Source organism: Nonomuraea sp. NPDC050733 (assembly GCF_040654215.1).
Taxonomy (GTDB): domain Bacteria; phylum Actinomycetota; class Actinomycetes; order Streptosporangiales; family Streptosporangiaceae; genus Nonomuraea.
On record NZ_JBFAHO010000005.1, the window covers coordinates 85172 to 108678 of the forward strand.

Sequence of the window (23507 nt, forward strand, 5' to 3'; positions counted from 1 at the left end):
CATAAAAGGGGATGAACCTCTTCAGGTTCGATGCAAGGGTGGGCTCGTGAGCGACACGCAGACCGTGGTCCTGGTCGAGGGCGCCAGCGACAAGTCGGCCATCGAAGCGTTGGCCGAGCGCCGTGGCCGGAACCTGGCGGCCGAAGGCATCTCCCTTGTGGCGATGGGCGGTGCCACGAACATCGGGACGTATGTCGGCAGGTTCGGCCCTCCCGGTCGCAACCTCCGGCTGGCCGGTCTGTGCGACGTCGGGGAGGAAGGCGACTACCGGAGGGCTCTCGAGCGCGCCGGCCTCGGCTCCGATCTCAGCCAGAGCGATCTGGAGGCGCTCGGGTTCTTCGTGTGCGTCGCCGACCTGGAGGACGAGCTGATCCGCGCGCTCGGGACCACCACGGTTGAGCGCGTCGTCGATGCCGAGGGCGAACTCAGCTCGTTCCGCACGCTGCAGAAGCAACCCACATGGCGTGGGAGAAGTACTCACGACCAGCTGCGCCGGTTCATGGGCTCAGGCAGCGGCCGCAAGATCCGCTACTCCGCCCGGCTCGTCGCGGCCCTCGATCTCGATCGCGTACCGCGACCGCTGGACATGTTGCTGGCCCACCTATGAGGCAGTCGAAGGCGGAGTTTGAGGGGTGGGCGGCTTCAGTGCTTGAAGATGCTGACGTCCCCGGGCTCCGTCCCAGAAGCGCCCGCGGTTCGGCACTCCTTGTCTCACCCGAAGGCGCTTCGCTTCATGCTACGGACCGCACCGTCGCTCCCCCAGCATGGCTTTTGACTCTGGGCTTCGACCCCGCCCGTATCCAGCCGAGACCGCAAGCCTGCTGCCGGGCCTTCCTGGCAGCCACCCGGGCCGGAATTCCACCGGAAAACGACGAGAACCTCAGAGAGCTCCAAACAACACCCTGCCATCATGCCGCAGTCCTGTTGTTTGTAGCAGTTGCCTGACGTGGCGGCGCGGGCGAGCGCGAAGGACTCCTGCTGACCGCTTGAGCAACGCACCATGATTCGCACACCAAGAAGGCACAGGCCACAAACCGGAGCCCAGCCCTGTCGGCTGTGTAAACCCTCCGGGAGAACATGCCAATCACGGCCGAGCGATGTGCTCGCGCACCCGCCGCAACTCCTCCGCGATCCCCGCCAACGTCCAGTGCGCGTTCAACCCGCTCGGATTAGGCAGCACCCACACCGGCACCCCGCCCACCGACTCCTCCTGCAACCCCACCGCAGCCTTGGGACGGGCGAAAGCGGTCCGGTACGCCGACACCCCCAGCACCGCCAGCACCTTGGGACGGACCTCCCCCACCAAGGCAGCCAGCCGACGGCCGCCCTCCACCAGTTCCTCCCGCGTCAGCTCCGACGCCTTCGCGCTCGCCCGGGCCACCACGTTAGTCAACAGCACCAGACAACACCCTGCCATCATGCTGCCGGACCCGCTCCTGCGGCGTTATAGGAGGAGGTGCCCAACCCACGTGACGGCCGTGGTCATTTACGACGTCGCGCCTCGCGACTAGGCCGAACTCGTACCGGCCGCGAAGTGATGGCCGTAGATGCCGACATCGTGGGCCCCCATGACGGTCTCAGTGAGGGCTTATAACCGTGGCGCCGCCTCACCTCAGGGCGGCAGGCCCCGCCAGTGCTCGTCCACCTGCGTAAAGGCGAGACCCTGGCCGAAGTCGCCGCTGGCTTCGGCGTCGGCATCGCAACCGCCTGGCGCTACATCCGCGAGGCCAAGCGCGCCGGCTACCCCTCTGGTGCTGAACGGCACGCTCATCCTCATCGCCCGAGTGGCCGCCGACCGGCCTTTCTACTCCGACAAGCACAACAAGCACGGCATGAACATCCAGGTCCTAGCCGCTCCCGGCGGCACACCGCTGTGGACCTCCGGCTCCTTGCCCGGCGCGGTGCACGACCTCAAAGCCGCCCGGATCTGGGGCATTCTACGTCGCCTGCGAAGCAGCGGTCCTTCCCCTCACCACCGGTTATGTTGTCCGGTCGGCTCGATCGGTACTACGGCCGCCTCCGACGCCCACCCGGCTCGCTGCCCATTTCCCGGCTCCGACCGGTTATGGGGCGCGACGCTCCAGCAACACCCATATGTCCGCAGGTTGCCGGGCCGGGGAGGCCTCCCCAGTTCCCGCCGCCACTGTCGATGCGTTCCGCGCCCCATACGCCGAGGAGTCCTTGACGGCTGCGCTTCCAGGCTCTTCACCGCGTCCATGGCCTTCGCCGCGGTTTCGAGAGGCTCGGCACTCCCTTGTCCCACCCAAAGGGCGGGCTGAGTAACGACGCCGCAGGCTTCGCTTCATGCTAGGGACCGCACCGTCGCTCCCCCATGAACAGGGCCTTTGACGCTGGGCTTCGACCCCGCCCGTTTCCAGACGAAGCCGCCAGCCTGCTACCGGGCCTCCTGGCAGCTACCCGGACCGGACTTCCACCGGCAAGCGACGACGAGCTTACGAACAACACCATGAGCCGCTATGTCACGGCTTCACCTCCTGTTCTACTGGGCGCACGAGATCACCTCAGTGCCAGACGGCCTACATCTACTCGGGCTTGGACTCGTGGGGTTTGCGCGGCTGATGGAGGACCCATGCCGCCCGTCTTCGAAACCGGGGCGGATACGGCTTGACCTCCAAGCTCTGATTCCACATAAAGGGCGTCAGGTCCGTGGCAGATAGCGCCAGGGACAACCGGATCGGACCACATACAAGATCGCGTTGACGATCTCCCGGCGCAGATGCTTCTCCGGACGCCCGCCGGTGTTCGGCTCGGGGAGTAAGGGCTCGATCAGCTCCCATTGCGCGTCGGTCAGGTCCGAGGGATGGCGGCGAGGGGGCATTCGGCCACCCTGACGGCACCAGCGTCGACACCAGAGCCAGGCCGACCAAGAGGTGTGACCACATTCAAGTCGCATCACGCCAGAGACCAGCCACAACAACTCGGCGATCACGACTCTGGTCAAAAGTGGCACATCAATGCTTCATGGATGCGAGCGGCTAACCACTACAAGCAAATATTTGTTGCGACCAACCGGCTCAACTTGGACTTTCTGTGCTATATATTCCCGCCAAGAGCCGGCATACGTATCATCTTTCTGAAATGGCTCGATAGTCAAACTTGTATCTTTCCAGCGCGTAGAGTTCATGAGTGTACGGCTTCCCACCTTCTCTATGAAATCCCATCCACGCTGCTCGAGCAGCCGACGCGCAACATCCATATCTGCATCGGCAGCCGAGGCGTCGACATCCATTACAAGGACGTCCTCGATTTGGATAACGTCTCGATATACGGGATCCTCGGTGGTTTGCGCAACGACACGGCCCACGCTACGCACCTCGCTAAGTGCACCCTCCTCAGCCCTAATCGTTTTTTGGAACCAGGATCCGCATCCTGTCAGGAGAAGTAATACGCAAACAGCGATCGATACGACCCTCGTTGCAGCACTCACCACGGCTATAGCAGAACGGCGCTTATCAGTCATCACGAAACCTTGCCCGTTACGATCGGACATGGCCACGCTTCCTTAGCACAGCCATTGCCGGGTCAGCATACATCACTGAAGTCCTTTTCATCCTCTGGCGGCTCGTAGTTCTGTAGGATGGCAATCGTCTTGCATAGCTGTCCGGCCTCGTAGGGAGCAGTATCGCAGTTCGCGAAGAAGCCGCCAGCCCGTGAGCTGGGCATTGGCCCTCTCCCCAGGGCCCAAGGCTCCGGGGAGGTCAGTTGATCACGTGAGTCTGAGGATAGTCAGGGCGCGGGCGGTGTCTCAGGAGAGATGCCGGTTGGCTTGGGCGAGGTTGGCGACTCCGGCAAGGTGTACAGCATCGATGGCGAAGTTGCGCAATCAGGACCGAGCATTTCGTACAGCATGGCCGTCAGGCGAACACCCAGAATTCGCGGGCCGCATTCGCCGCCCAACCATCACCCTCCATCGCGTCCCGGCGCTTTGCAGCCTCAAACCTACTACTCGTCTGCGGATAACGACTGGTACCGCCTAGCCATGTCACCAGCTTATTAGTGCTCCACCTGTGGTCGCTGGCATTACGAGTCGCTCCCGAACACCCACAATAGGCAACCGCCGTTTCCGCCCAGGTCAATCTCCTAGTACCGCCGCTCACGGTCGGAATCTCGACCGTGTCATGCAGGAACCGCATATACAGTGCAGCCGCCCCAATGGGATCTTGTATTATCATTTTCAGAGCTTGTTTCTCACTGATCGCCACACCAAAATATCTTTCGTGCGCCTTTTGCACCTTATAGGGTTCAAGCTGTGGCAGACCAAAGGAGCCATTCATTCCTTTAGCCAGCAGGGTTAGCGTCGTAGTCCCCTTACGATTTCTCATGTACAGTTTGGTCTCATCGCGCTGTAATTCGTAAACAAGAACAGCAGTTAAGAATACTTTGTCGACTTTATAATAATCGGCAGCCTCTTTAATTCTATTTTGATAAGGGATGAGCTGCTTGTACATGTCATAGTATGACGGCCCGCTCTTTCCCCCGGCGGCCGGATCTCCTCCAATTCCGAGCAGTTCTTCTTGTGAAATAGAAGGATTGATAAAATTTACCCACGAGGCGAGCCGAGTGAAATCAGCGCGCTGTTTGGCACTCATGTCCCAGAAGCCCTTTGGAGCCGTCATGCCGTTCGGCATGACGCCGGCTCGTTTCGCTTCTTCGTCGTTCATCAGGGGATTGTCCCGCAGGACATAGTTCTCGAAATACCATTCGGGGGCGACTTGAGGGGCAAGCCACACAATTTCGTCTGCGCCGAAGCAAGTGCCAGCCCATGCGCACATGTCGCCGACCTCATAGTCGTCGCGGACGGGTCCGTAGGGGGTGCCCCAGACTCCTCCGACTGCCGAGCCGGAGTAGGTGGGGGTCATCCCGACTCCACCGACGCCGTCGGTAATGACGGTGGCGTGGCCGGTTGGGTCGATGCCGGTGAGGGGTGAGGCGTTGGCGTAGGTGTAGCGGTTGGCCTGGACGGAGGGGTTGGGGATGAGGTTGGCAGTGTCGCGACTGGTGAAGGCACTTGTTCCTGGCTGGTACCAGCGGGCGTGCATGTTGACCTTGCCGGTGTCCGGGTCGGTGTAGGCGCCCTGGTAGCCGAGGGTGGTCTTGGCACCGGTTTGGGCGGTGATGGCGCCGAAGGGGTCATAGTTGGTGGTGGTGGCGATGGCTGTGATGGTGTAGGTAGCGACCAGGTCTCCGTGCAGGTCGGTCAGGGTGGATAGGGCGGGGTTGGTGCCTTCCTTCTGGCCGAGTAGGCCGCCGAGCGGGTCGCGACCGTATTTGGCTTGGACTGCGCCGCTGGTGTCGCTGATCCCGGCCAGGTCGTTGGTCAGGCCGGCGTAGGCGAAGGTCTGCTTGGTGGTGCCGCGGGTGCGGGTGGTGACGCGGTCGAGGGAGTCGTAGCTGTAGAGGCTTTCGGCGTCGGCGATGAGGCGGTCGAAGGCGTCGAAGGTGAGCTGGGTCGTGGATCCGTTCTTGGTCTCGGTGGCCAGGGTGCCCCGGGGTGTGTAGGTGTAGGTGGAGCCGTCGCCTGAGGTGAGGCGGTTGCGTTCGTCGTAGGTGTAGGTCTTGTCGCCGGCCTTGGTGCGGTTGCCGGCCGCGTCCCACTCGTACAGGGTCTTGGCGCCGCCGGGGGCGGTCCAGGAGGTGAGCCGTCCGGCGTGGTCGTAGCCATAGGTGTTGGTGCCCGCCCCGGCCAGGCCGGCGGTGGTCTTGGTGGTGAGGTTGTCGTCCTTGTCCCAGCCGTAGGTGATGTTGGCTAACTGGGCACCCGTGCTCGACTTGAGGGTGTGGGTCTTGGGGCGGTCCATGTCGTCGTAGGTCAAGACCTGGGTGTCGGCGGAGGTGGTGCCGACCTTGGCGGTCATCGTCTTGAGGCGGTTGGCCTGGTCGTAGTCGTAGGTGATCTTGCGGGTGGTGACCGGGTCGGTGGCGGTCCACAACCGTCCTGCGTTGTCCCAGGCGAAGGTGGCTGTGCCGGCCGCGTCCACGCGCTGGGTGGGGTTGCCCAGCTCGTCATAGGCGTAGCCGGTCTGCTGGGCAGTGCCCTGCTTGATGGACAACGGGAGCGTACGGTCGTTGTAGTCGACGGTCAGGTCGCCGATCGTGGTCTGCCGGCCGGCCAGGTCGTAGCCGAAGCTGCGCTCCGCGCTGGTCGCCCCGCCACCGCCGCCGGTCTCCTTGGTCAGGCGGCCGAGGTGGTCGAAGGTGCGGTCGATGCGCACCCCGCCGGGCTGGATGAGCGCGGTCGGATTGCCGGCCTGGTCGTATCCGGCCGTCCAGGTACGGTCGGCGGCGTCCGGGTGGGCGGTGGTGGACGGCTCGGTCACCGTCTCCACCAGACCGAGCGTGTTGTACGTCGTCCAGGTGGCGTTGCCGCGGCCGTCGGTCAGGCGGGTGCGAGCGCCGGTGGCGTCGTAGCCGAACGACGTGGTGATGCTCTCGCCGTCCTTGACCGGCTCGATCAGGCTGGTCATCCGGTTGAGGGCATCGAAGGTCTGCTTGGTCACGTGCCCCTCACCGGAGGTCAGGGTGGTGGAGTTGCCGGCCGGGTCGTAGCCGGTGCTCATCGTGCGCAGCACCGTCCCGGTTGAGCTCAGGTCCTTGACCGCGATCTTGCGGCCGGCCAGGTCATACTCCGCCAACGTGGCATTTCCCAACCCATCAGTGATCTTGGTTGGGCGACCAGCCGGATCGTAGTCCGTCTTTGTGGTGTTGGTGGTCGTAACAACCGGGTCAGTCTTTTCGATCGGCTCACCAGCCGCGTTAACCTTATACGTGGTTGTTCGGCTGCCCGGGGCCACCGACTTGATCAAGCGGCCGGCATCGTCATACTCCAGCTTCGTGGTGTACGCCGCGGCGGAGGGCTTGCGCTCCACCTGCGTCTCGGTGATCTTGTGCCCGAGGTCGTCGTAGGTTGCCTCGCTCCGCGCACCGGTCGGGTCCACCGCCGCACGTTGCTCCCCGGCCAGGTCATACTCGGCGACCCACCGGCCCGGCGTCTCACCTTCTGGCGCCGGATCCGTCACCCGCACCTGACGACCCAACTGGTCGTACTCGAACGTGCTGGTGTAGCCACGCGGGTCCGTGGTGCGGATCAGCTGACCGGCCTTGTCATAGCCGTGCGAGGTGCTCGATGTGATCACGGTGCCGCCCGGCGGCGTGTACGGCGGGGCGCTCTTGCTCGCCAGGCGGCCGGCCTTGTCGAACACCGACGTGACCGTCCGCCCTTCGGCATCCCGCTCATGGGTGGTAGCCCCGAACGTGTCGTAGCCGTAACGGGCCGACGGACGCACATCGCTAGACGAGCCGGCCTTGTCCACCTTCACCTGCGGACCCGTCACCTCCACCAACCGGCCCAGCGCGTCATAGCGCAGCGTCGAGGTGAACGCAGCCTTATCCGCTCCGGTGGTGTTGCCGCGCGGGTCCGTGGCCGCGACGGCCAGGCTTCGATCGTCGTAGTCCGAGGTCGAGACGATGTCGTCGGCGCCGTTCTCCACCGTCGTCTTGGTGACCAGGTTCATCTTGTCGTAGACGTACTCGGTCACCTCAGAGCGGGACGTGCCGGCACCAGTCAGCGTCTTGCGAAGCACGTTGCCGTTTGCGTCGTAGGCGAACGCGGTCTTGCGGGCGAGGTTGTCCGGGTCCAGGATCTGGTCGATGAGCCGGCTGGCGGCGTCGTAGTCGTAGATGGTGGTGGTGAGGCCGCCGCCGGTGGTCTGTTCGACCAGGTTGCCGGCCGGGTCGTACTCGTGGGCCTCAAGGACGACGTCTCGGGTGGTGGTGTTGCCGTTCAGCTTGGCGTCGTCGGCGATCTTCTGCTTGAGCCGGTTGTCCATCCAGTACACGTTGGTGGTCTTGCGGCCCATCGCATCGACGGTGGAGGTGAGTCGCCCGGCGGGGTCGTAGCCGCGGGACTCCAGTACCACGTCCTTGGCCGGCTGTGGGTTGACAGGGCTGTCCGTCCAGCCCTTCAGCGTGCGCGTCGCCAGTTCGCCGCGGTCGGTGTAGCCGTTGTCGATGATGGTGCCGCGGACGTCGGTGATGCGGGTCGGCAAGCCGCGCTGGTTCCAGTCCTGCCGGACGACGCCCCCTTCGGGGCCGGTGACGGAGTCCTGGCGGCCGTGGGTGTCGTAGGTGTAGGTGGTGGTCCGTTCGGCGTCGCCGCCGGTCAGGTCGGCGACCTTCTCGGTCAGCTGGTTGCCGTCCGGGTCGTAGCCGAACGTCGTCTGCTTGGTGTGCGTGACCCCGGAGACCTCGTTCTTGACCCCCGGCTCCGCAGCCGTCACCAGTCGGCTGAGCCCGTCGTAGGTGAAGGTCGTCTTCACCCCGTCCGGGTACGCCTGCGACACCTGCGTGGACGTCAACAGACGGCCGATTGCGTCATACTCGAGCTTCGTGACCAGGCCGGTCGGGTTGGTCTGCTCGGCCAGGTCACCTGCCGCCGTGTACCGGTACGTCCACGAGTTGCTGCGTGCGTCGGTCTTCTTCGCTACCAGACCGGCCGGAGTGGTGCCGCCACCGACCGCAGGCTCCGTGCCGTCGGTGTAGGCGATCGAGGTGGAGCGGCCGTTGGGGAAGTCGGTCGTGGCGGGAGTGGTTTGCTTGGTCTGCTCACCGAAGCTGTTGTATTCGGTGACGGCGGCGAAGGTGTTGTCGGTGTCGCTGGCCGAGCGGCCGTCGCGGTAGGCGATCAGTTGGTCGTTGCGCGGGTCGAAGGCGTCGTTGGCGTTGAGGTAGTAGGTCCAGAACTCGATCGCGCACTCGCCCGGTGCGCGGCAGTACTGGCGGCCGAGGGTGTTGCCGCGCTTGTCCTGGTAGATCTCGTTGGCGATATTGTTGCGGTCGATGATCTTGTTCAGGAAGCCGGCCTGGTCGTACTCGTACCAGGTTGTCTTGTCGAGCTGGTCGGTCTCGCCGCGGATGCGATAGCCGCGCCAGGCGTCATACAGGTACTTGAGCGTCTTGGTGCCAGGGTCGGTGACGGTGACCTGCGCCTCGCCGTACTCCTGCTGGACAGAGATCGGGCCGATCTTCCACGTACCGCCGTGGTTGTCGACGTGCGTGGCGATCCGGTCGGTCTTGTCGTCGTAGGTGTTGGACGCCCACACCCGCCCGGACGGCAGCGTGATCTTCGACAGCTTGTACGGCGCACCGCCACGCGCCGCGTAATGCCCCGCCACCTCCGCCGCAGTCAGCGGCGCTCCGTACACCGCGACCTCGTCGATCGTCCCCTGGAACGGGAACGCCTGCGACGTGGACGGCACCGCCGGCGACTTGGCCGGATCGGTGACACCGTTGCCGACGCTGGCGAACTGCCGCCACGCCGTCACCTGCCCGGTCATCGTGCCGACCTGCTGGCCGTCCAGGAACAGCGTCTGATTCGCACCCAAGACGGTCAGCACCACGTGATGCCACTGATCGTTGTTGACCGGCTGGGCGGAGGTGATCGGTGCGGTGACCGCGTCCAGCGAGCCGCGCAGCTTGCCGTCGGTGCCGACGTAGACCATCGCCCCCTTGGCGATGCCGCTGCTCTCACCCGTGCCAGCAGCCAGGATCACCCCCGACTGGCTGGTCTTGAACCACGCCTCCACCGACATCTGGTCACCCAGACGCGCGATCGTGTGCGACGGCAGCTTGACCAGCGCACCCGGACCGAACTTGGCCGCGGTGTCCGACGTCCCCGTCAGCGCACCCTGCTGGGCCAGCGTCACACCCTGATAGGTGGCATCCCCGCCGCTCGTGCCCACGTCCTCGGCCGTCGTCCCGGTCGCCTCACCCAGACGCCAGTAACCGACCGGGTCTGTGTTGAGAACGCCGCTGCGATACAGCGACCCGCTGCCGTACTCGATGCTGGTGCAGTTCGGCGTCGCCACCGGCGCGCACACCTGCGTCAGCCGGTTGTCCTCATAGCCGTAGGTCCACGTCAGCGGCTTGCCATCGACAGCGTCGCTGGACACCGTCTGAACGTGGTTGCCCGTCCAGGTGAACGTCAGCGACCTGCCGCCAACCCCGCTCACCTTCGCCAGCTTGCCGTCACCGCCGTAGGACAACTCCTGGCTGCGGTTACGCTGGTCGCTCACCTTCGTCAGCCGGCCCTGGTCATCGAACAGGTAGCTGGTGGCCTGCTTGTCCATCAGCTTCCAGGTGCCGCCGCTCTGCTGCGCCAGCGTGGCGTACATGCCCGGCGGCGGCTGGAACGAGCCATCCCCGTTTGCCCGGAACCGCACCTGACGCCCGTCCGGATACGTCACCAGCGCCGAGGTCGCCGCGCCGCGGACCTCCTTGACCAGCTTCATGTCCCAGCGCGTCGACCAGCCCGCACCGAAGATCCCATCCGTGCGCGGGTCCATGCTGTTGTAGGTCCGCACCACCGACAACGGTGCCCCCGCCGTGGCCACCGACAGATCAGTGAACGACGTGGTGTAGTTGCCCGACTGCTGATCGAACTCCCGGCCGCTGGTAATCGACTGCCCCAGCCACGACGTGACCACAGGCTGGCGAACACCCGTGGTGAATGTCAACACCGGCGAGGTGGTGGTCGAGCTGTCCAGGTTGTCCCGGGCGGTCACCTGCCACCAGTACTGCTTGCCCCACGCCAGCTTGCCCGCCGGAACGCTCCAGTTGTTGCGGTTGCCCGCCACATAGCCCGACGACGTACAGCCCGTGCCGGACATCGACTTGACGTCACAGATCGTGAACGAGTACGACACCGACGAGCCGCTGGTGCTTTGCCCCCAAGCCCGCAACACCGGCATCAAGGAGTCGACCAACTCCCCATTGCGGGGGTAAACGTTGTCCAGCACCGGCACCGAGAGCACCGCGCTATCAGCGGATTCGGCATTCCGCACACCCGCCGGCAGATCATCCTTGGTCGCTTCCGAGGCCGTCGCCGCAGACGACTGCGTCAACCGCTGCTCAGCCGGAACCGCGCCCTTCGGAGCAGCGACCTGTGCCTTCCACCCATCCGCCGGAGCCGACACCGCCGCCAAGTGCGTCGCGGCCACCAAAGACGGCACACCCTGCGCCGACCCCGACATCTGCCGAGGGAGCACCGGAGCCATCCCCGCGTCAGCAGCCAAGGCCACCTGCGCGGCAACCATCGCCGACGCCGGCAACGCCTGTAACGCGACCAACCCCGGCAGCACCCCGACAACCACGACAACCGACCGCGCAGCCGAACGAGCCCACGACAGACTACGGCGCATGCGTCATCACACTCCGAACCACAAACGGCGACCAAAGGACACTGGACGTCGCTCTCCGCCGCGGCATGCAGGTGCCTAGCCAGGTGGCTCGGAGCAGATCACTATCTGACGATCAAGGTAAATAGATCGTGATCCACACAGCAAGAGGGCAAAGGTCACAAACCGGAAACCGGCCCTATCAGGTACGTAACCCTCCGTGAGAACGTGCCAATCACGTCCGGCCAATGTGCCCGCGTACCCGCCGCAACTCCTCCGCGATCCCCGCCAACGTCCAGTGCGCGTTCAACCCGCTCGGATTAGGCAGCACCCACACCGGCACCCCGCCCACCGACTCCTCCTGCAACCCCACCGCAGCCTTGGGACGGGCGAAAGCGGTCCGGTACGCCGACACCCCCAGCACCGCCAGCACCTTGGGACGGACCTCCCCCACCAAGGCAGCCAGCCGGCGGCCGCCCTCCACCAGTTCCTCCCGCGTCAGCTCCGACGCCTTCGCGCTCGCCCGGGCCACCACGTTCGTGATGCCCAGCCCGTACGACGGGAGCAGGTGCTGTTCGGACGGGGACAGGAGGCGGGGCGTGAAGCCGGACAGGTGGAGGGCGGGCCAGAAGCGGTTGCCGGGGCGGGCGAAGTGGTGGCCGGTGGCCTCCGACATGAGGCCGGGGTTGATGCCGCAGAACAGGACGTCCAGTGAGGGCCCGAGCACGTCGTCGATCACGCCCTGGAGGGTAGCCGATCCGGAAGGTGCCCGAGCCGCCCGAGTCAGTGAGAGGTTCGCCGCCAGAAGGGTCCGTGAGGGTCAGCCCATCTCTTCGAGTTTGCGGCCCTTGGTCTCCTTGACCCACTTGGTGACGAACAGGAAGGACAGGATGGCGAAGAACGAGTACATCGCGTACGTGAGCGGCAGGTTCCACTCCGCCAGGGACGGGAACGACACCGTGATCGCCCAGTTGGCGATCCACTGGGCCGCGGCGGCCACGCCCAGGGCGGCGGCGCGGATGCGGTTGGGGAACATCTCGCCCAGCAGGACCCAGACCACGACGCCCCACGACAGGGCGAAGAAGAGCACGAACACGTTGGCCGCGATCAGCGCGATGGCGCCCTGGGCGCCCGGCAGCGTGACCGCGCCGTTCACCGTGCGGGCGGAGCTGAACGCCCAGGCGGCGGTGCCCAGCGAGACGGCCATGCCGGCCGAGCCGATGAGCAGCAGCGGCTTGCGTCCGATGCGGTCCACGAGGGCGATGGCGATGAACGTGCCGATGATGTTGATCACCGAGCTGGAGAAGCTGATCAGCAGGGAGTTGGACTGCGTGATGCCGACCGACTGCCACAGCACCGACGAGTAGTAGAAGATCACGTTGATGCCGACGAACTGCTGGAAGACCGACAGGACGATGCCGACCCACACGATCGGCAGCAGTCCCAGCGCGGAACCGCGCAGGTCCTTCATGGTGGGCCGGGCCTCGGTGCGCAGCACGTGCTGGATCTCATGGACCCGGTCGTCCAGGTTGACCTCGTCGCCCTCGACCTCGCGCAGCACCTTCCGGGCCTGTTCGGTGCGGCCCGCCATGATCAGGTAGCGGGGCGACTCGGGGATCGTCGAGGCGAACAGCAGATAGAGCAGGGCCGGCACGACGCAGGCGCCGAGCATCCACTGCCATGCCTGGAGCCCCCACAGCGGGTTGTTGACGTTGCCACCCGCCAGCCGGGCGAACATGTAGTTGACGAGCTGCGACACGGCGATGCCGAGCACGATCGCGAGCTGCTGGAAGGACCCCAGCCGTCCCCGGTAGGCGGGCGGCGCCACCTCCGCGATGTACGCCGGCCCGAGCACCGAGGCCATGCCGATGGCCACACCCGCCAGGAACCGCCACACCCCGAGGTCCCAGACGCCGAACGGCAGCATCTGCCCGATGGAGCTGATCGCGAACAGGATGGCCGCCACCTGCATCGTCCGCGTACGGCCCCAACGGTCGGCCAGGTTGCCGCCCACCCAGGCGCCGACGGCCGAGCCGAGCAGCGCGATGGCCACCACGATGCCGATCTCCACGGCCCCGACGCCGAAGAACTTCTGGATGCCCACGACCGCGCCGTTGATCACCGCGCTGTCGTAGCCGAACAGGAACCCGCCTATGGCCGCCGCTGCGGTGATGAAGACGACATGTCCCAGGTTCTCCTGATGAGCGGGCTGAGTAGCCATGCGGTCCCCTCCTTATGAGACCGGCATCTACCCCTCGCAAGGCACCTATACCGCCATACTTACGCAATCTTGACGTACGGCCTCACAGCCAGCCCATGCGCTGTGCAGTGCGGATGGCTTCCAGCCGGTTCTGCGCATTGAGCTTGGTCATCGCGCTCGACAGGTAGTTGCGCACCGTGCCCTCGGTCAGGTGCAGCTCCGCCGCGATCCGCGCGATCGTCGCGCCGTCGCCGGCCAGCCGCAGCGCGTCGCGCTCCCGGTCGGTGAGCGGGCTGTCTCCGGCGGCCATCGCGGCGGCGGCCAGCTCCGCGTCGAGGTAGCGCCCGCCCGACTGGACCTTGCGGATGGCCATGGCCAGCTCCTCGGCGGAGGCGTCCTTGCCGAGGAAGCCGCTGACGCCGGCCGCCATCGCCCGCCGCAGGTACCCGGGCCGTCCCAGGCTGGTCAGGATGACGATCTTGCACTGGGAGCTGATCTGCTCGGCGGCGCTCAGGCCGTCCATGCCGGGCATCTCGATGTCGAGCACGGCAACGTCGGGGCGGTGCTCGGTGACGGCGGCCAGCACCTCGTCACCCCGGCCGACCTGGGCGACCACCTCGATGCCGTCCTCCAGGTCGAGCAGCGCGGCCAGGGCGCCACGGATCAGGTGCTCGTCGTCGGCCAGCAGCACACGCGTCGTCACGCCGGCACCGCCGCGCGCAGGACGTACGCACCCTCGCGGGTGGGCGCCGCCTGGAGCGTGCCGCCCGCGGCGCTCACCCGCCGCGACAGGCCGCCGAGCCCGTCCGGCGCGTGGTCGCCCACCGGGCCGGTCACCCCGTCGTTGGACATCTCCAGCACCCCATCCTTGATCGTTATCGAGCAGCGCTCGGCCTTGCTGTGCTTGAGGACGTTCGTGGCGCCCTCCCGGACGACGGTCGCGAGGAGCGTACGGGTCTCCGGCCCGAGCGCGGCGGTGTCGGCCTCGACGGCGCAGCGCACGCCCGCCGCCTCCAGGACCGCGCGCACGCCGGCGAGCACCTCGTCGAGGTCCAGCGTCCGATAGCTCTGTACGGCCACGCGCACCTCACGCAGCGCCTGCCGGGCGGTGTCGCGCACCTCGTACATCCGGGCCGCGGCGGCCTCCGGGTCCGACCGGAGCAGCTCCTCGGCCCGCTCGGCTCCGGCCGAGATGCCGGACAGGCTCTGCCCGAGCAGGTCGTTCAGGTCGCGGGCGAACCTCAGCCGCTCCTCGGAGACGGCCAGCCTGGCCCTGGCCTCCTGGCCCTCGTGGGCCGCCTTGGCCAGCCGCCACAGCCACAGGTTCACGCCGACGCAGCCCACGATGACCACGGTGAGCAGCGCCTGGATGACGACCACGGGCCAGACCACGCCCCCCGTGATCAGCGCGAGGTAGACGCTCACGGCGACGATCGACGCGGCGAACGCCGCGAGGACGGTGCGCTTGCGGGTGAACGGCGCCAGCATGCCCAGCCACAGAGCGGGCCCCCAGACCAGCGTGATCGGCGACAGCACGAGCGCGATCACACCGGAGATCCACAGGACGGCCGTCGGGCGGCTGCCGCCCCTGACCGCGAGCCGGAACGTCCGGCCGGCGAGGACCAGCAGGACGGCCAGCAGCACGCCGGCCCCCACCGCCAGCGGCGTCGGGAACCCCTGCTCCCAGAGCGCGTACAGCGCGAAGAAGCCGCTCAGGGACGTGAGGTGGATGAAGTCGATCGAGTAGACGATGAGCCAACGGACCTTGTCGAGCTTCGTCACCCGCCTGAACCGCAGGATCTTGCCCAGCTTCGCCGCCCGCCAGATCCGGAGTACTTTGTCCAGTTCAGTCCCCCGCCTGGCCTGGAACCGGTCCGCTCGCCCGCTCATGCCCGCACCGCCGCCCTCAGCACGAACTCGCCGCCGTGATCGGGGCCCGCCGCGAACGTCCCGCCGGCGGCGGCCATCCGCTCGGACAGCCCGCGCAGCCCGCTGCCGCCGCGCTCCCCGCCCGCCCGGCTCGTCGCCGGCGGGCCCACCTCAAAAGCGGTCTCGGAAGCGGGCTCAGAAGCGGTCTCCAGCGGGTACGCGGCCGTGGGCGCCGGGACGCGTACGCCGTCGTTGCGCATCTCCAGGGCGCCGTCGCGGATCGTGATCGCGCACCGCGTGGCCGTGCTGTGCTTGAGGATGTTCGTGGCGCCCTCGCGGACCGCCCAGGCGAGCAGCGCGCGGGCGGCGGGCGACAGGTCGGCGGTGGCGGCGTCGATCACGCAGCGGGCGCCGGCCGCCTCCAGCGCCGCCCGTACCCCGTGGAGCTCCTCGTCCAGGTCGAGCGTCCGGTAGCCGTCCACGGCGACCTGCACCTCGGCCAGCGCCTCCGCGGCCAGCCTGCGTACGTCGGCCATCTCCCGCTCCGCCTTGCCGGCCCCGGCGTCCGAGCGGGTGGCGAGCTTGGCGGCCAGCTCGCTCTTCAGGGAGATCACCGAGAGACTGTGCCCGAGCAGGTCGTGCAGGTCGCGCGCGAACCGCAGCCGCTCCTCCGCCACGGCCAGGCTCGCCTTGGCCTCCTGGCTGTCGTGCGCGTCCCTGATCGTCCACCACAGCCAGCGCCACAACCACAGGGCGGCGGCCATCGCCACGGCCGTGATCCCCTGCACGAGCAGCACCGGCTGCCACGGCTGGTGCGTGATGAGCACGACGGCGGTCACGGTGAGCCCGATCACGGCGGCGCCGGTGCAGATGCCCGCCCACATCGGCAGGTACAGCACCGCTCCGGACAGCCACAGGTACGCCACCATGGCCCAGAGCCCTTCGCTCATGCCGTTGCCCACCGCCGGGGGCAGCAGCGCGACCGCGCCCGCCGCCAGCAGTCCGGCCACGGCGAGCTTGGCAGTCGGCCGCGGCCGGGTGTCGAAGGCCTCGCGCATCAGGAACGGGAACAACGCGCACGATCCGAGCAGACAGACGCCGACGACGACGGCGTGCGCGACCGAGATCTTCCCCTCCATGGTCACCGCCGTGACCATGGCCGCGAACGAGAGCGCCAGCAGGGCGACCGTGGCGTCCATCCAGTAGATGAGGATCTTCCGCGCCGTACGCGCCTGGCCCGCCACCGCCCTCCCCCTCGTCGGCTATGTCATCATGTCGCCGAAATCCTATAGTTCGGGCGGGAGTACGCCAGAGGGTGTCGTTCAGGCGAGGGTGTGCCAGAGGACGCGGGCCACGGCCGGCTCGGGCTCGGCGCCGCGCAGGGACAGCCAGGCCAGGTCGTTACGGGCGACGAACGCGGCCAGCGCACGCGCGTCGGTCTCGTTCAGGTCGGCGGCGGCGCCCAGGACGGGCGTGAGCGCGACGCGGTGCCACGCGTCGGCCGGGCCGTCCAGGCCCTGGATCTCGGCGACCTGCCGCACGGCCGCGCGCACGGCCGAGGCGACGCGGCGCAGCCTGCCCGGGGGCGCGCCGGACGGCTCTGTCGGGGACAGCAGGTTGACGGTGGCGACGTCGGCGCCGTGCGCGCGGGTGAGGCGCAGCATCGCGACGTCGCGCTCGGCCAGGCCGTCCGGCCGGAGCGGCAGCGTGAACGTCACGGGCAGCCGCCGCCCGCGCTGCAGCAGGGCCAGGGCGCGTGCCCGGCGGATCACCGCGGCCCGGTCGGCGCCGCCGTCCGGCCCGCCGCCGTCCGGCTCGTCGTCGTCCGGCTCGTCGTCGTCCGGCTCGTCGTCCGGCTCGCCCTCGCTCGGCCCGACGGCGCTCGGGTCGACGTCGAGGTACGAGGCGCCGAGGCGGGAGACGACGTCTCCGTAGGCGGCGGCCAGGGTCTCGGGTGTGGCGCAGGTGGCGGCGAGGTCACGGCCCCGGGACCCGCCGAGTATGACGCCCGCGCCGCCTCCTTCCTCCCGTAACGAGCGGACACCTGCGGCGAGCGCGCGGTCGGTGTCCGTCAGGTCTCCGGCCGCCTCGCCTTGCGCCGCGACGGCCGAAGGGGAGGTGGTCCAGGCGGGGGTGCAAGGGCCGGGGCCGGCGACCAGGTGGCCGAGGGCGTACCAGTGCGTTCCCGTCAGCCGCGCGTCGGCGGCGAGGTCGAAGCCGGGGTCGCGGCCGGGCTCGGCGAAACGGACGAACGACGCGGGCCCTGCCGTGGCCGCTCCGGGAACGTCGGGAGGCCGGGGCCGGGCGAGCGCCGGCGAGGTGGCGGGCGGGACGAGGTCGGGCATGGCGCGGGCCGGCAACAGCGTGAGCGACGTCCCTGTCGCGGCCGCCAGGCCCAGGGCGGCGAGGAACGCCAGCGGGCGCGGAAGCGTGCCGGCCTCCCGCTCGCGCCGGGACCCGCCCGACCGCGTAGCGGAAGACCGCTCGCGCGAGGAGCGCTCGCGCGAGGACCGCCCCCCGGACAGCCGCGAACCAGACATGCGCCACCCCGAGTCGTCAGTCGATCACACAGAGCGTTGACGGCGACGGTAGCAAGCCGGACGGCTTCCCCGGGGCCGTTCTCCGGATGCCGTCCGGTCCATGCCGATAATGACGGTATGAAGTTGCGGATCTTCACGGAGCCCCAGGAGGGCGCGACCTATACCGACCTGCTCACCGTCGCCCAGACCACCGAGCGGCTGGGCTTCGACGCCTTCTTCAGGTCGGACCACTACCAGCGCATCGGCGCCGGCGATCCGGGGCCCGGCTCCACGGACGCGTGGATCACGCTGGCCGGTCTGGCGAGGGAGACGTCCCGGATCAGGCTGGGCACGCTGGTGACGCCGGCCACGTTCCGGCTGCCGGGGCCGCTGGCGATCAGCGTCGCGCAGGTCGACCAGATGAGCGGCGGCCGGGTCGAGCTGGGCCTCGGCACCGGCTGGTACGACGGCGAGCACGCGGCGTACGGCATCCCGTTCCCGCCGGTGGGTGAGCGGTTCGGCCGGTTCGAGGAGCAGCTGGAGATCATCCGGGGTCTCTGGACCGCCGAGGGGCCGTACTCGTTCGAGGGGGCCTACTACCGGCTGGCCGACTCGCCCGCGCTGCCGAAGCCGGCGCAGCGCCCGCGCCCGCCGATCATCATCGGCGGGGTCGGCGCCAAGCGGACGCCCCGGCTGGCGGCGATGTACGCCGACGAGTACAACGTGCCGTTCCACACCCTGGCCGAGACGGGGGCGGCGTTCGACCGGGTACGGCGGGCCGCCGACGAGGCCGGGCGCACGATCGTCCTGTCGGCGGCGCAGACGGTGTGCGTGGGCCGTGACCAGGCCGAGCTGGAGCGGCGCGCGGCGGCGATCGGCACGGGTCTGGACGAGCTGCGCGAGAAGGGGCTCGCCGGCACCCCGGCCGAGGTGCTGGACAAGCTGGGCGGACTGGCGGAGCTGGGGGCGGAGCGGGTGTACCTCCAGGTGATGGACCTGGCCGACTCGGACCACCTGGAGCTGATCGCCGCCGAGGTGCTGCCGCACGTATAAACGCCGAGACGGTAAACGCCGTGACGGTCGACGCCGTGACGGTAAACGCCGTGACGCGGTTTGCCCCGCTACGGCACACTTGGCGGGTGCTGCTGACGATCTCGACGACCGCGAGACCGGCGACAGACCTGGGCTTCCTGCTGCACAAGCATCCCGACCGGGTGCAGGAGTTCGGGCAGTCGTCCGGCAAGGCGACGGTGTTCTACCCGGAGGCGGGCGAGGAGCGCTGCACCGCCGCCCTCCTCCTGGAGGTCGACCCGGTGACGCTGGCCCGCTCGCGCGGGAAGGGCTCGCCGGACTTCAGCCTGTCGCAGTACGTCAACGACCGGCCCTACGCCGCCTCGTCCCTGCTGGCCGTCGCGCTCGCCGACGTGTTCCGCACGGCGCGGGCGGGGCGGTGCGCGGCCCGGCCGGAGCTGGCGGCCGGGCCGCTGCCGCTGGAGGTCCGGCTGCCGGCGCTGCCCTGCCGGGGCGGCCCCGACCTGGCGCGACGACTGTTCGAGCCGCTCGGCTGGGAGGTGTCGGCGCAGACGGTGCCGCTGGACGAGGGATTCCCCGAGTGGGGCGACTCGCGGTACGTGACGCTCACCCTCACCGGGACCGTCCGGCTGGCCGACGCGCTCAATCACCTGTACGTGCTGCTGCCGGTGCTCGACGACGCCAAGCACTACTGGATCGCGCCGGACGAGGTGGACAAGCTCATCCGCGCCGGCGAGGGCTGGCTGGGGACGCACCCGGAGCGGGCGCTGATCACGCGGCGCTACCTGGGCCGCCGCCGGGCGCTGGCCCGTACGGCGCTGGCTCGGCTGGCGGAGCTGGGCGACGAGACGGAGGAGGCGCTGGAGCCGGCCGTACCGGAGGAGGAGGGGCCGACCGCGACACCGGCCCCGGCCGACGAGCAGCCGGAAGGCGAGCAGCCGGAAGGCGAGAGCCCGGAAGGCGAGCTGCCGGACGCTCCCGTCCAGGAGGAGCAGTCTCCGAAGGAGAGCGCCGGGCCGCGCTCGCTCAGCGGGAAGCGGCGGGAGGCCGTGCTGCTGACCCTGGAGGAGCTGGGCGCGACCAGCGTCATCGACCTCGGCTGCGGCCACGGCGAGCTGGTCGGCGAGCTGCTGGCCAGGCCCCGGTTCGCCCGTGTCGGCGGCATGGACGTCTCCCCCATGGCCCTGACCGTCGCGGCGCGCAAGCTGAAGCTGGACCGGATGCCGGCCGCCAGGCGTGAGCGGCTGACCCTGTTCCAGGGCGCCCTGACGTACACCGACAAGCGGCTGGCCGGCTACGACGCGGCCGTGCTCATGGAGGTGGTCGAGCACGTCGACCCGCCGCGCCTGGCGGCGCTGGAGCGGGTCGTGTTCGGTCACGCCCGGCCCCGGCACGTGCTCGTCACCACCCCGAACATCGAGTACAACGTGCGCTACGAATTCCTGACCGGGCTGCGCCACCCCGACCACCGGTTCGAGTGGACCCGGGCCGAGTTCGCCGCGTGGGCCGCCGAAGTGGCCGGCCGGTACGGCTACACCGTCGCCCTGCGCCCCGTGGGCGAGGACGACCCCGAGGTCGGCCCGCCGACGCAGATGGGAGTGTTCACCCGTGATCAGCGTTCCTGAGCTGTCCCTGGTGGTGCTGGTCGGCGTGTCCGGCAGCGGGAAGTCGACGTTCGCCGCCCGGCACTTCAAGCCGACGCAGGTCATCTCGTCCGACTACTGCCGCGGCCTGGTCTCCGACGACGAGAACGACCAGTCCGCCACGCCCGAGGCGTTCGCGCTGCTCCACCACATCGTCGGCGTGCGCCTGTCGCGCGGCCTGCTCACGGTGGTCGACGCGACGAACGTGCAGTACGGCGCCCGCAAGGCCCTCATCGACCTGGCCAAGCGGCACGACGTGCTGGCCGACGCCATCGTGTTGGACGTGCCCGAGGAGACGGCCATCCAGCGCAACGCGACCCGTCCCGACCGTGACTTCGGGGCCGGCGTGGTGGTCCGGCAGCGCAAGGAGCTGCGCCGGTCGCTGTCCAAGATCTCCAGGGACGGCTTCCGCAAGGTCCACGTGCTGCGCGGCCTCGACGCCGTCGAGAGCGCCACCGTGACGTACGAGAGGGCGTGGTCGGACAAGCGTGAGCTGACCGGGCCGTTCGACATCATCGGCGACGTGCACGGCTGCCGCGCCGAGCTGGAGGAGCTGCTCGCGCGGCTCGGCTGGCAGGGAGTACGGCATCCGGAGGGCCGGACGGCGGTGTTCGTCGGCGACCTGGTGGACCGCGGCCCCGACACGCCGGGCGTGCTGCGGCTGGTCATGGACATGGTCGAGGCGGGCACGGCGCTGTGCGTGGCCGGCAACCACGAGCAGAAGCTGGTGCGCGCGCTCAACGGCCGCAACGTCAGGGCGACGCACGGCCTCCAGGAGTCGCTGGACCAGCTCGCCGCCGAGCCGCCGGAGTTCACGGAGCGGGCGCGGACGTTCATGGACGGGCTGATCAGCCACTACCGGCTCGACGGCGGCCGGCTCGTCGTCGCGCACGCGGGCCTGAAGGAGGCGTACCACGGGCGCGCGTCCGGCCGGGTCCGCTCCTTCGCCCTGTACGGCGAGACGACCGGCGAGACCGACGAGTACGGCCTGCCGGTGCGCTACCCGTGGGCCGACGACTACCGGGGCCGGGCCATGGTCGTCTACGGCCACACCCCGACCGTGCGGCCCGAGTGGGTCAACAACACGATGTGCCTCGACACGGGCTGCGTGTTCGGCGGCGAGCTGACGGCGCTGCGCTACCCGGAGCGGGAGCTGGTGCAGGTGCCCGCCCGGAAGGTCTGGTACGAGCCGGTCAAGCCGCTCGGCGGCCCCGCCCGCGAGCCGAACACGCTGAGCATCGACGACGTCCGGGGCACCCGGTACGTCGAGACCCGCTTCGGCGCGCGGGTCAAGGTGATGGAGGAGAACGCCGCGGCCGCGCTGGAGGTGATGAGCCGGTTCGCGGTGGACCCGCGCTGGCTCGTGTACCTGCCGCCGACGATGGCGCCGCCGGAGACGTCCACGCTGGACGGCTACCTGGAGCACCCGGCCGAGGCGTTCGCGGAGTTCGCCGCCGCCGGGGTGGGCGAGGTCGTGTGCGAGGAGAAGCACATGGGCTCGCGGGCCGTGGCCGTCCTGGCGAGGACGCCGGAGGTGGCGCGGGAGCGGTTCGGCGTCACCGACGGCAGCACGGGCGCCGTCTACACGCGTACCGGCCGGCCGTTCTTCCACGACAACGGGCCGCTCGTCGAGGGGCTGCGGGAGGCGTGCGCGCCGCTGTGGGCGGAGCTCGGCTCCGACTGGGTGGTGCTCGACTGCGAGCTGCTGCCCTGGTCGGCCAAGGCGGGCGAGCTGATCAGGACGCAGTACGCCTCGGTGGGCGCGGCGGCGCGGGTGGCACTGCCCGAGGCCGTGTCGGCGCTCGAAGCGGCGGCCGGGCGCGGGGCGGATGTGGGCGGACTGTTGTCCCGCACCCGGCGCCGCTCTGCCAACGCTGCCCTGTTCCGCGACGCCTACGCCCGTTACTGCTGGCCGGTCGACGGGCTGGACGGGGTACGGGTGGCGCCGTTCCAGATCCTCGCCTGCGAGGGGCGGGCCACGGCGCTGGAGCCGCACGCCTGGCACCTGTCCACGCTGGCGCGGCTGGACTCGCCGCTGATCACGCACACGCGTCACCTGTTCGTGTCGCTGGAGTCGGAGGAGTCGCGCGCCGAGGCCGTGGCCTGGTGGGAGTCGCTGACGGCGGCCGGCGGCGAGGGCATGGTGGTCAAGCCGGCCACGTACACGCCGGGCCGGGTCCAGCCGGGGGTGAAGGTGCGGGGCCGCGAGTACCTGCGCATCATCTACGGGCCGGACTACACGGAGTCGCTGGACGTGCTGCGCAGGCGCTTCCTGGGCAAGAAGCGGGCGATGGCGCTGCGGGAGTACGCGCTGGGGCTGGAGTCGCTGGCCCGGCTGTGCGAGGGCGAGGCGGCCTGGCGCGTCCACGAGCCGGTCTTCGCCGTCCTGGCCCTGGAGTCGGAGCCGGTGGACCCCCGCCTCTAGGGCTGTCGGCGTACCGTGAACTTCAGGTGCAGCACCCGGTCACCCTGGATGACCACGTGCGGGTCCTCCAGGAGGTGCTGCCCCTCGATGCCGCCGAAGTAGCGTTTGCCCGACCCGAACACCACCGGCACCACGTCCATCGCCACCTCGTCCACGAGGCCGGCCGCGAGGATCTGGCCGCCCACGTCGCCGGCGTTCACGGCGACGGTTCGCTCACCGGCGAGCTCCTGGGCCTTGTCGATGGCGGCCGTCACGCCGTCGACGAAATGGCAGGACGCCTCGGGGTGCCAGCCCTCGGGCTTGGGCCGGTGGGACACCACGACCACGTGCTCTCCCGCGGGCGGCCTGCCCTCCCAGCCGTTCACCAGGTCGAACAGGTTGCGGCCCATCACGATCACGCCGATCGACTCCCACATCGACCGGACGTACTGCGCCGACGCGCGTGAGACCTTGAGGCGGCTTCCGGTACCGGAATGGTCGTACTCCTGGTCGCCGCCTTCGGTGATCGGGGTGTCCCCGCTGAAGTACCAGTCGTGGAGGGGTCCGACGTCGTCCTGGTCATCGGCGATGAAGCCGTCCACCGACACCACGTTGTGCATGATCACTGTGCCCACGGGTCCTCCTGGA

14 protein-coding genes and 2 pseudogenes are annotated in these 23507 nt (G+C 68.8%); 5 read left to right on the top strand and 11 right to left on the bottom strand.

Going from position 1 to position 23507, the window contains the following annotated elements; translation table 11 throughout:
- The first annotated feature begins 46 nt into the window (after positions 1-46).
- A complete protein-coding gene (locus tag AB0H64_RS12145; RefSeq protein ID WP_357623117.1) occupies positions 47-607 on the top strand; it encodes a TOPRIM nucleotidyl transferase/hydrolase domain-containing protein in 561 nt (186 codons plus the stop codon).
- Positions 608-1084: 477 nt separating this feature from the next.
- On the opposite strand, the gene AB0H64_RS12150 is transcribed toward AB0H64_RS12145, so the two are convergent.
- A complete protein-coding gene (locus AB0H64_RS12150) occupies positions 1085-1399 on the bottom strand; it encodes a uracil-DNA glycosylase family protein (RefSeq protein ID WP_357623119.1) in 315 nt (104 codons plus the stop codon).
- Between the two features lie 198 nt (positions 1400-1597).
- On the opposite strand from AB0H64_RS12150, the pseudogene AB0H64_RS12155 reads away from it, so the two are divergent.
- A pseudogene (locus tag AB0H64_RS12155) lies at positions 1598-1940 on the top strand (transposase family protein); the annotation flags it as partial.
- Positions 1941-2665: 725 nt separating this feature from the next.
- Here AB0H64_RS12155 and AB0H64_RS12160 read toward each other — a convergent pair.
- The 9 genes and pseudogenes from AB0H64_RS12160 to AB0H64_RS12200 form a co-directional block, all read right to left on the bottom strand.
- A pseudogene (locus AB0H64_RS12160) lies at positions 2666-2839 on the bottom strand (transposase); the annotation flags it as partial.
- Between the two features lie 141 nt (positions 2840-2980).
- Complete coding sequence (locus AB0H64_RS12165) at positions 2981-3511, bottom strand: hypothetical protein (RefSeq protein ID WP_357623121.1); 531 nt, start codon at positions 3509-3511, stop codon at positions 2981-2983.
- 364 nt (positions 3512-3875) lie between these two features.
- Positions 3876-11168: a LamG-like jellyroll fold domain-containing protein gene (locus AB0H64_RS12170; RefSeq protein ID WP_357623123.1), complete on the bottom strand. Its 7293-nt coding sequence runs from the start codon at positions 11166-11168 to the stop codon at positions 3876-3878.
- A gap of 259 nt (positions 11169-11427) precedes the next feature.
- Positions 11428-11931 carry a G/U mismatch-specific DNA glycosylase gene (gene mug, locus AB0H64_RS12175; protein ID WP_357623125.1) on the bottom strand — a complete coding sequence of 168 codons (504 nt, stop codon included), beginning with the start codon at positions 11929-11931 and terminating at the stop codon, positions 11428-11430.
- 81 nt (positions 11932-12012) lie between these two features.
- Complete coding sequence (locus tag AB0H64_RS12180; protein WP_357623127.1) at positions 12013-13413, bottom strand: sugar porter family MFS transporter; 1401 nt, start codon at positions 13411-13413, stop codon at positions 12013-12015.
- Positions 13414-13495: 82 nt separating this feature from the next.
- A complete protein-coding gene (locus tag AB0H64_RS12185; RefSeq protein ID WP_357623129.1) occupies positions 13496-14095 on the bottom strand; it encodes a response regulator transcription factor in 600 nt (199 codons plus the stop codon).
- Positions 14092-15282, bottom strand: a complete 1191-nt coding sequence (locus AB0H64_RS12190; protein WP_357623131.1) for a histidine kinase — start codon at positions 15280-15282, stop codon at positions 14092-14094. Before AB0H64_RS12190 ends, AB0H64_RS12185 begins: the two co-directional genes overlap by 4 nt.
- Positions 15279-16505, bottom strand: a complete 1227-nt coding sequence (locus AB0H64_RS12195) for a histidine kinase (RefSeq protein ID WP_357623133.1) — start codon at positions 16503-16505, stop codon at positions 15279-15281. Before AB0H64_RS12195 ends, AB0H64_RS12190 begins: the two co-directional genes overlap by 4 nt.
- A gap of 78 nt (positions 16506-16583) precedes the next feature.
- Entirely contained in the window at positions 16584-17801 is a 1218-nt protein-coding gene (locus AB0H64_RS12200) for a hypothetical protein (protein WP_357623134.1), read from the bottom strand.
- Positions 17802-17918: 117 nt separating this feature from the next.
- Between AB0H64_RS12200 and AB0H64_RS12205 the strand changes: the two genes are divergently transcribed.
- The 3 genes from AB0H64_RS12205 to AB0H64_RS12215 all read left to right on the top strand — a co-directional run bounded on the left by AB0H64_RS12205 (position 17919) and on the right by AB0H64_RS12215 (position 22880).
- The gene (locus AB0H64_RS12205) at positions 17919-18833 is read left to right on the top strand and encodes an LLM class F420-dependent oxidoreductase (protein WP_357623136.1); all 915 of its coding nucleotides are present in this window, start codon (positions 17919-17921) and stop codon (positions 18831-18833) included.
- Between the two features lie 86 nt (positions 18834-18919).
- The gene (locus AB0H64_RS12210; protein WP_357623138.1) at positions 18920-20437 is read left to right on the top strand and encodes a 3' terminal RNA ribose 2'-O-methyltransferase Hen1; all 1518 of its coding nucleotides are present in this window, start codon (positions 18920-18922) and stop codon (positions 20435-20437) included.
- Positions 20421-22880, top strand: coding sequence for a polynucleotide kinase-phosphatase (locus AB0H64_RS12215; RefSeq protein ID WP_357623139.1), 2460 nt, complete (start codon positions 20421-20423; stop codon positions 22878-22880). Before AB0H64_RS12210 ends, AB0H64_RS12215 begins: the two co-directional genes overlap by 17 nt.
- Here the strand turns inward: AB0H64_RS12215 and AB0H64_RS12220 are convergent.
- Positions 22877-23494, bottom strand: a complete 618-nt coding sequence (locus AB0H64_RS12220) for a dihydrofolate reductase family protein (RefSeq protein WP_357623141.1) — start codon at positions 23492-23494, stop codon at positions 22877-22879. The genes AB0H64_RS12215 and AB0H64_RS12220 overlap by 4 nt on opposite strands.
- Between the last annotated feature and the right edge of the window lie 13 nt (positions 23495-23507).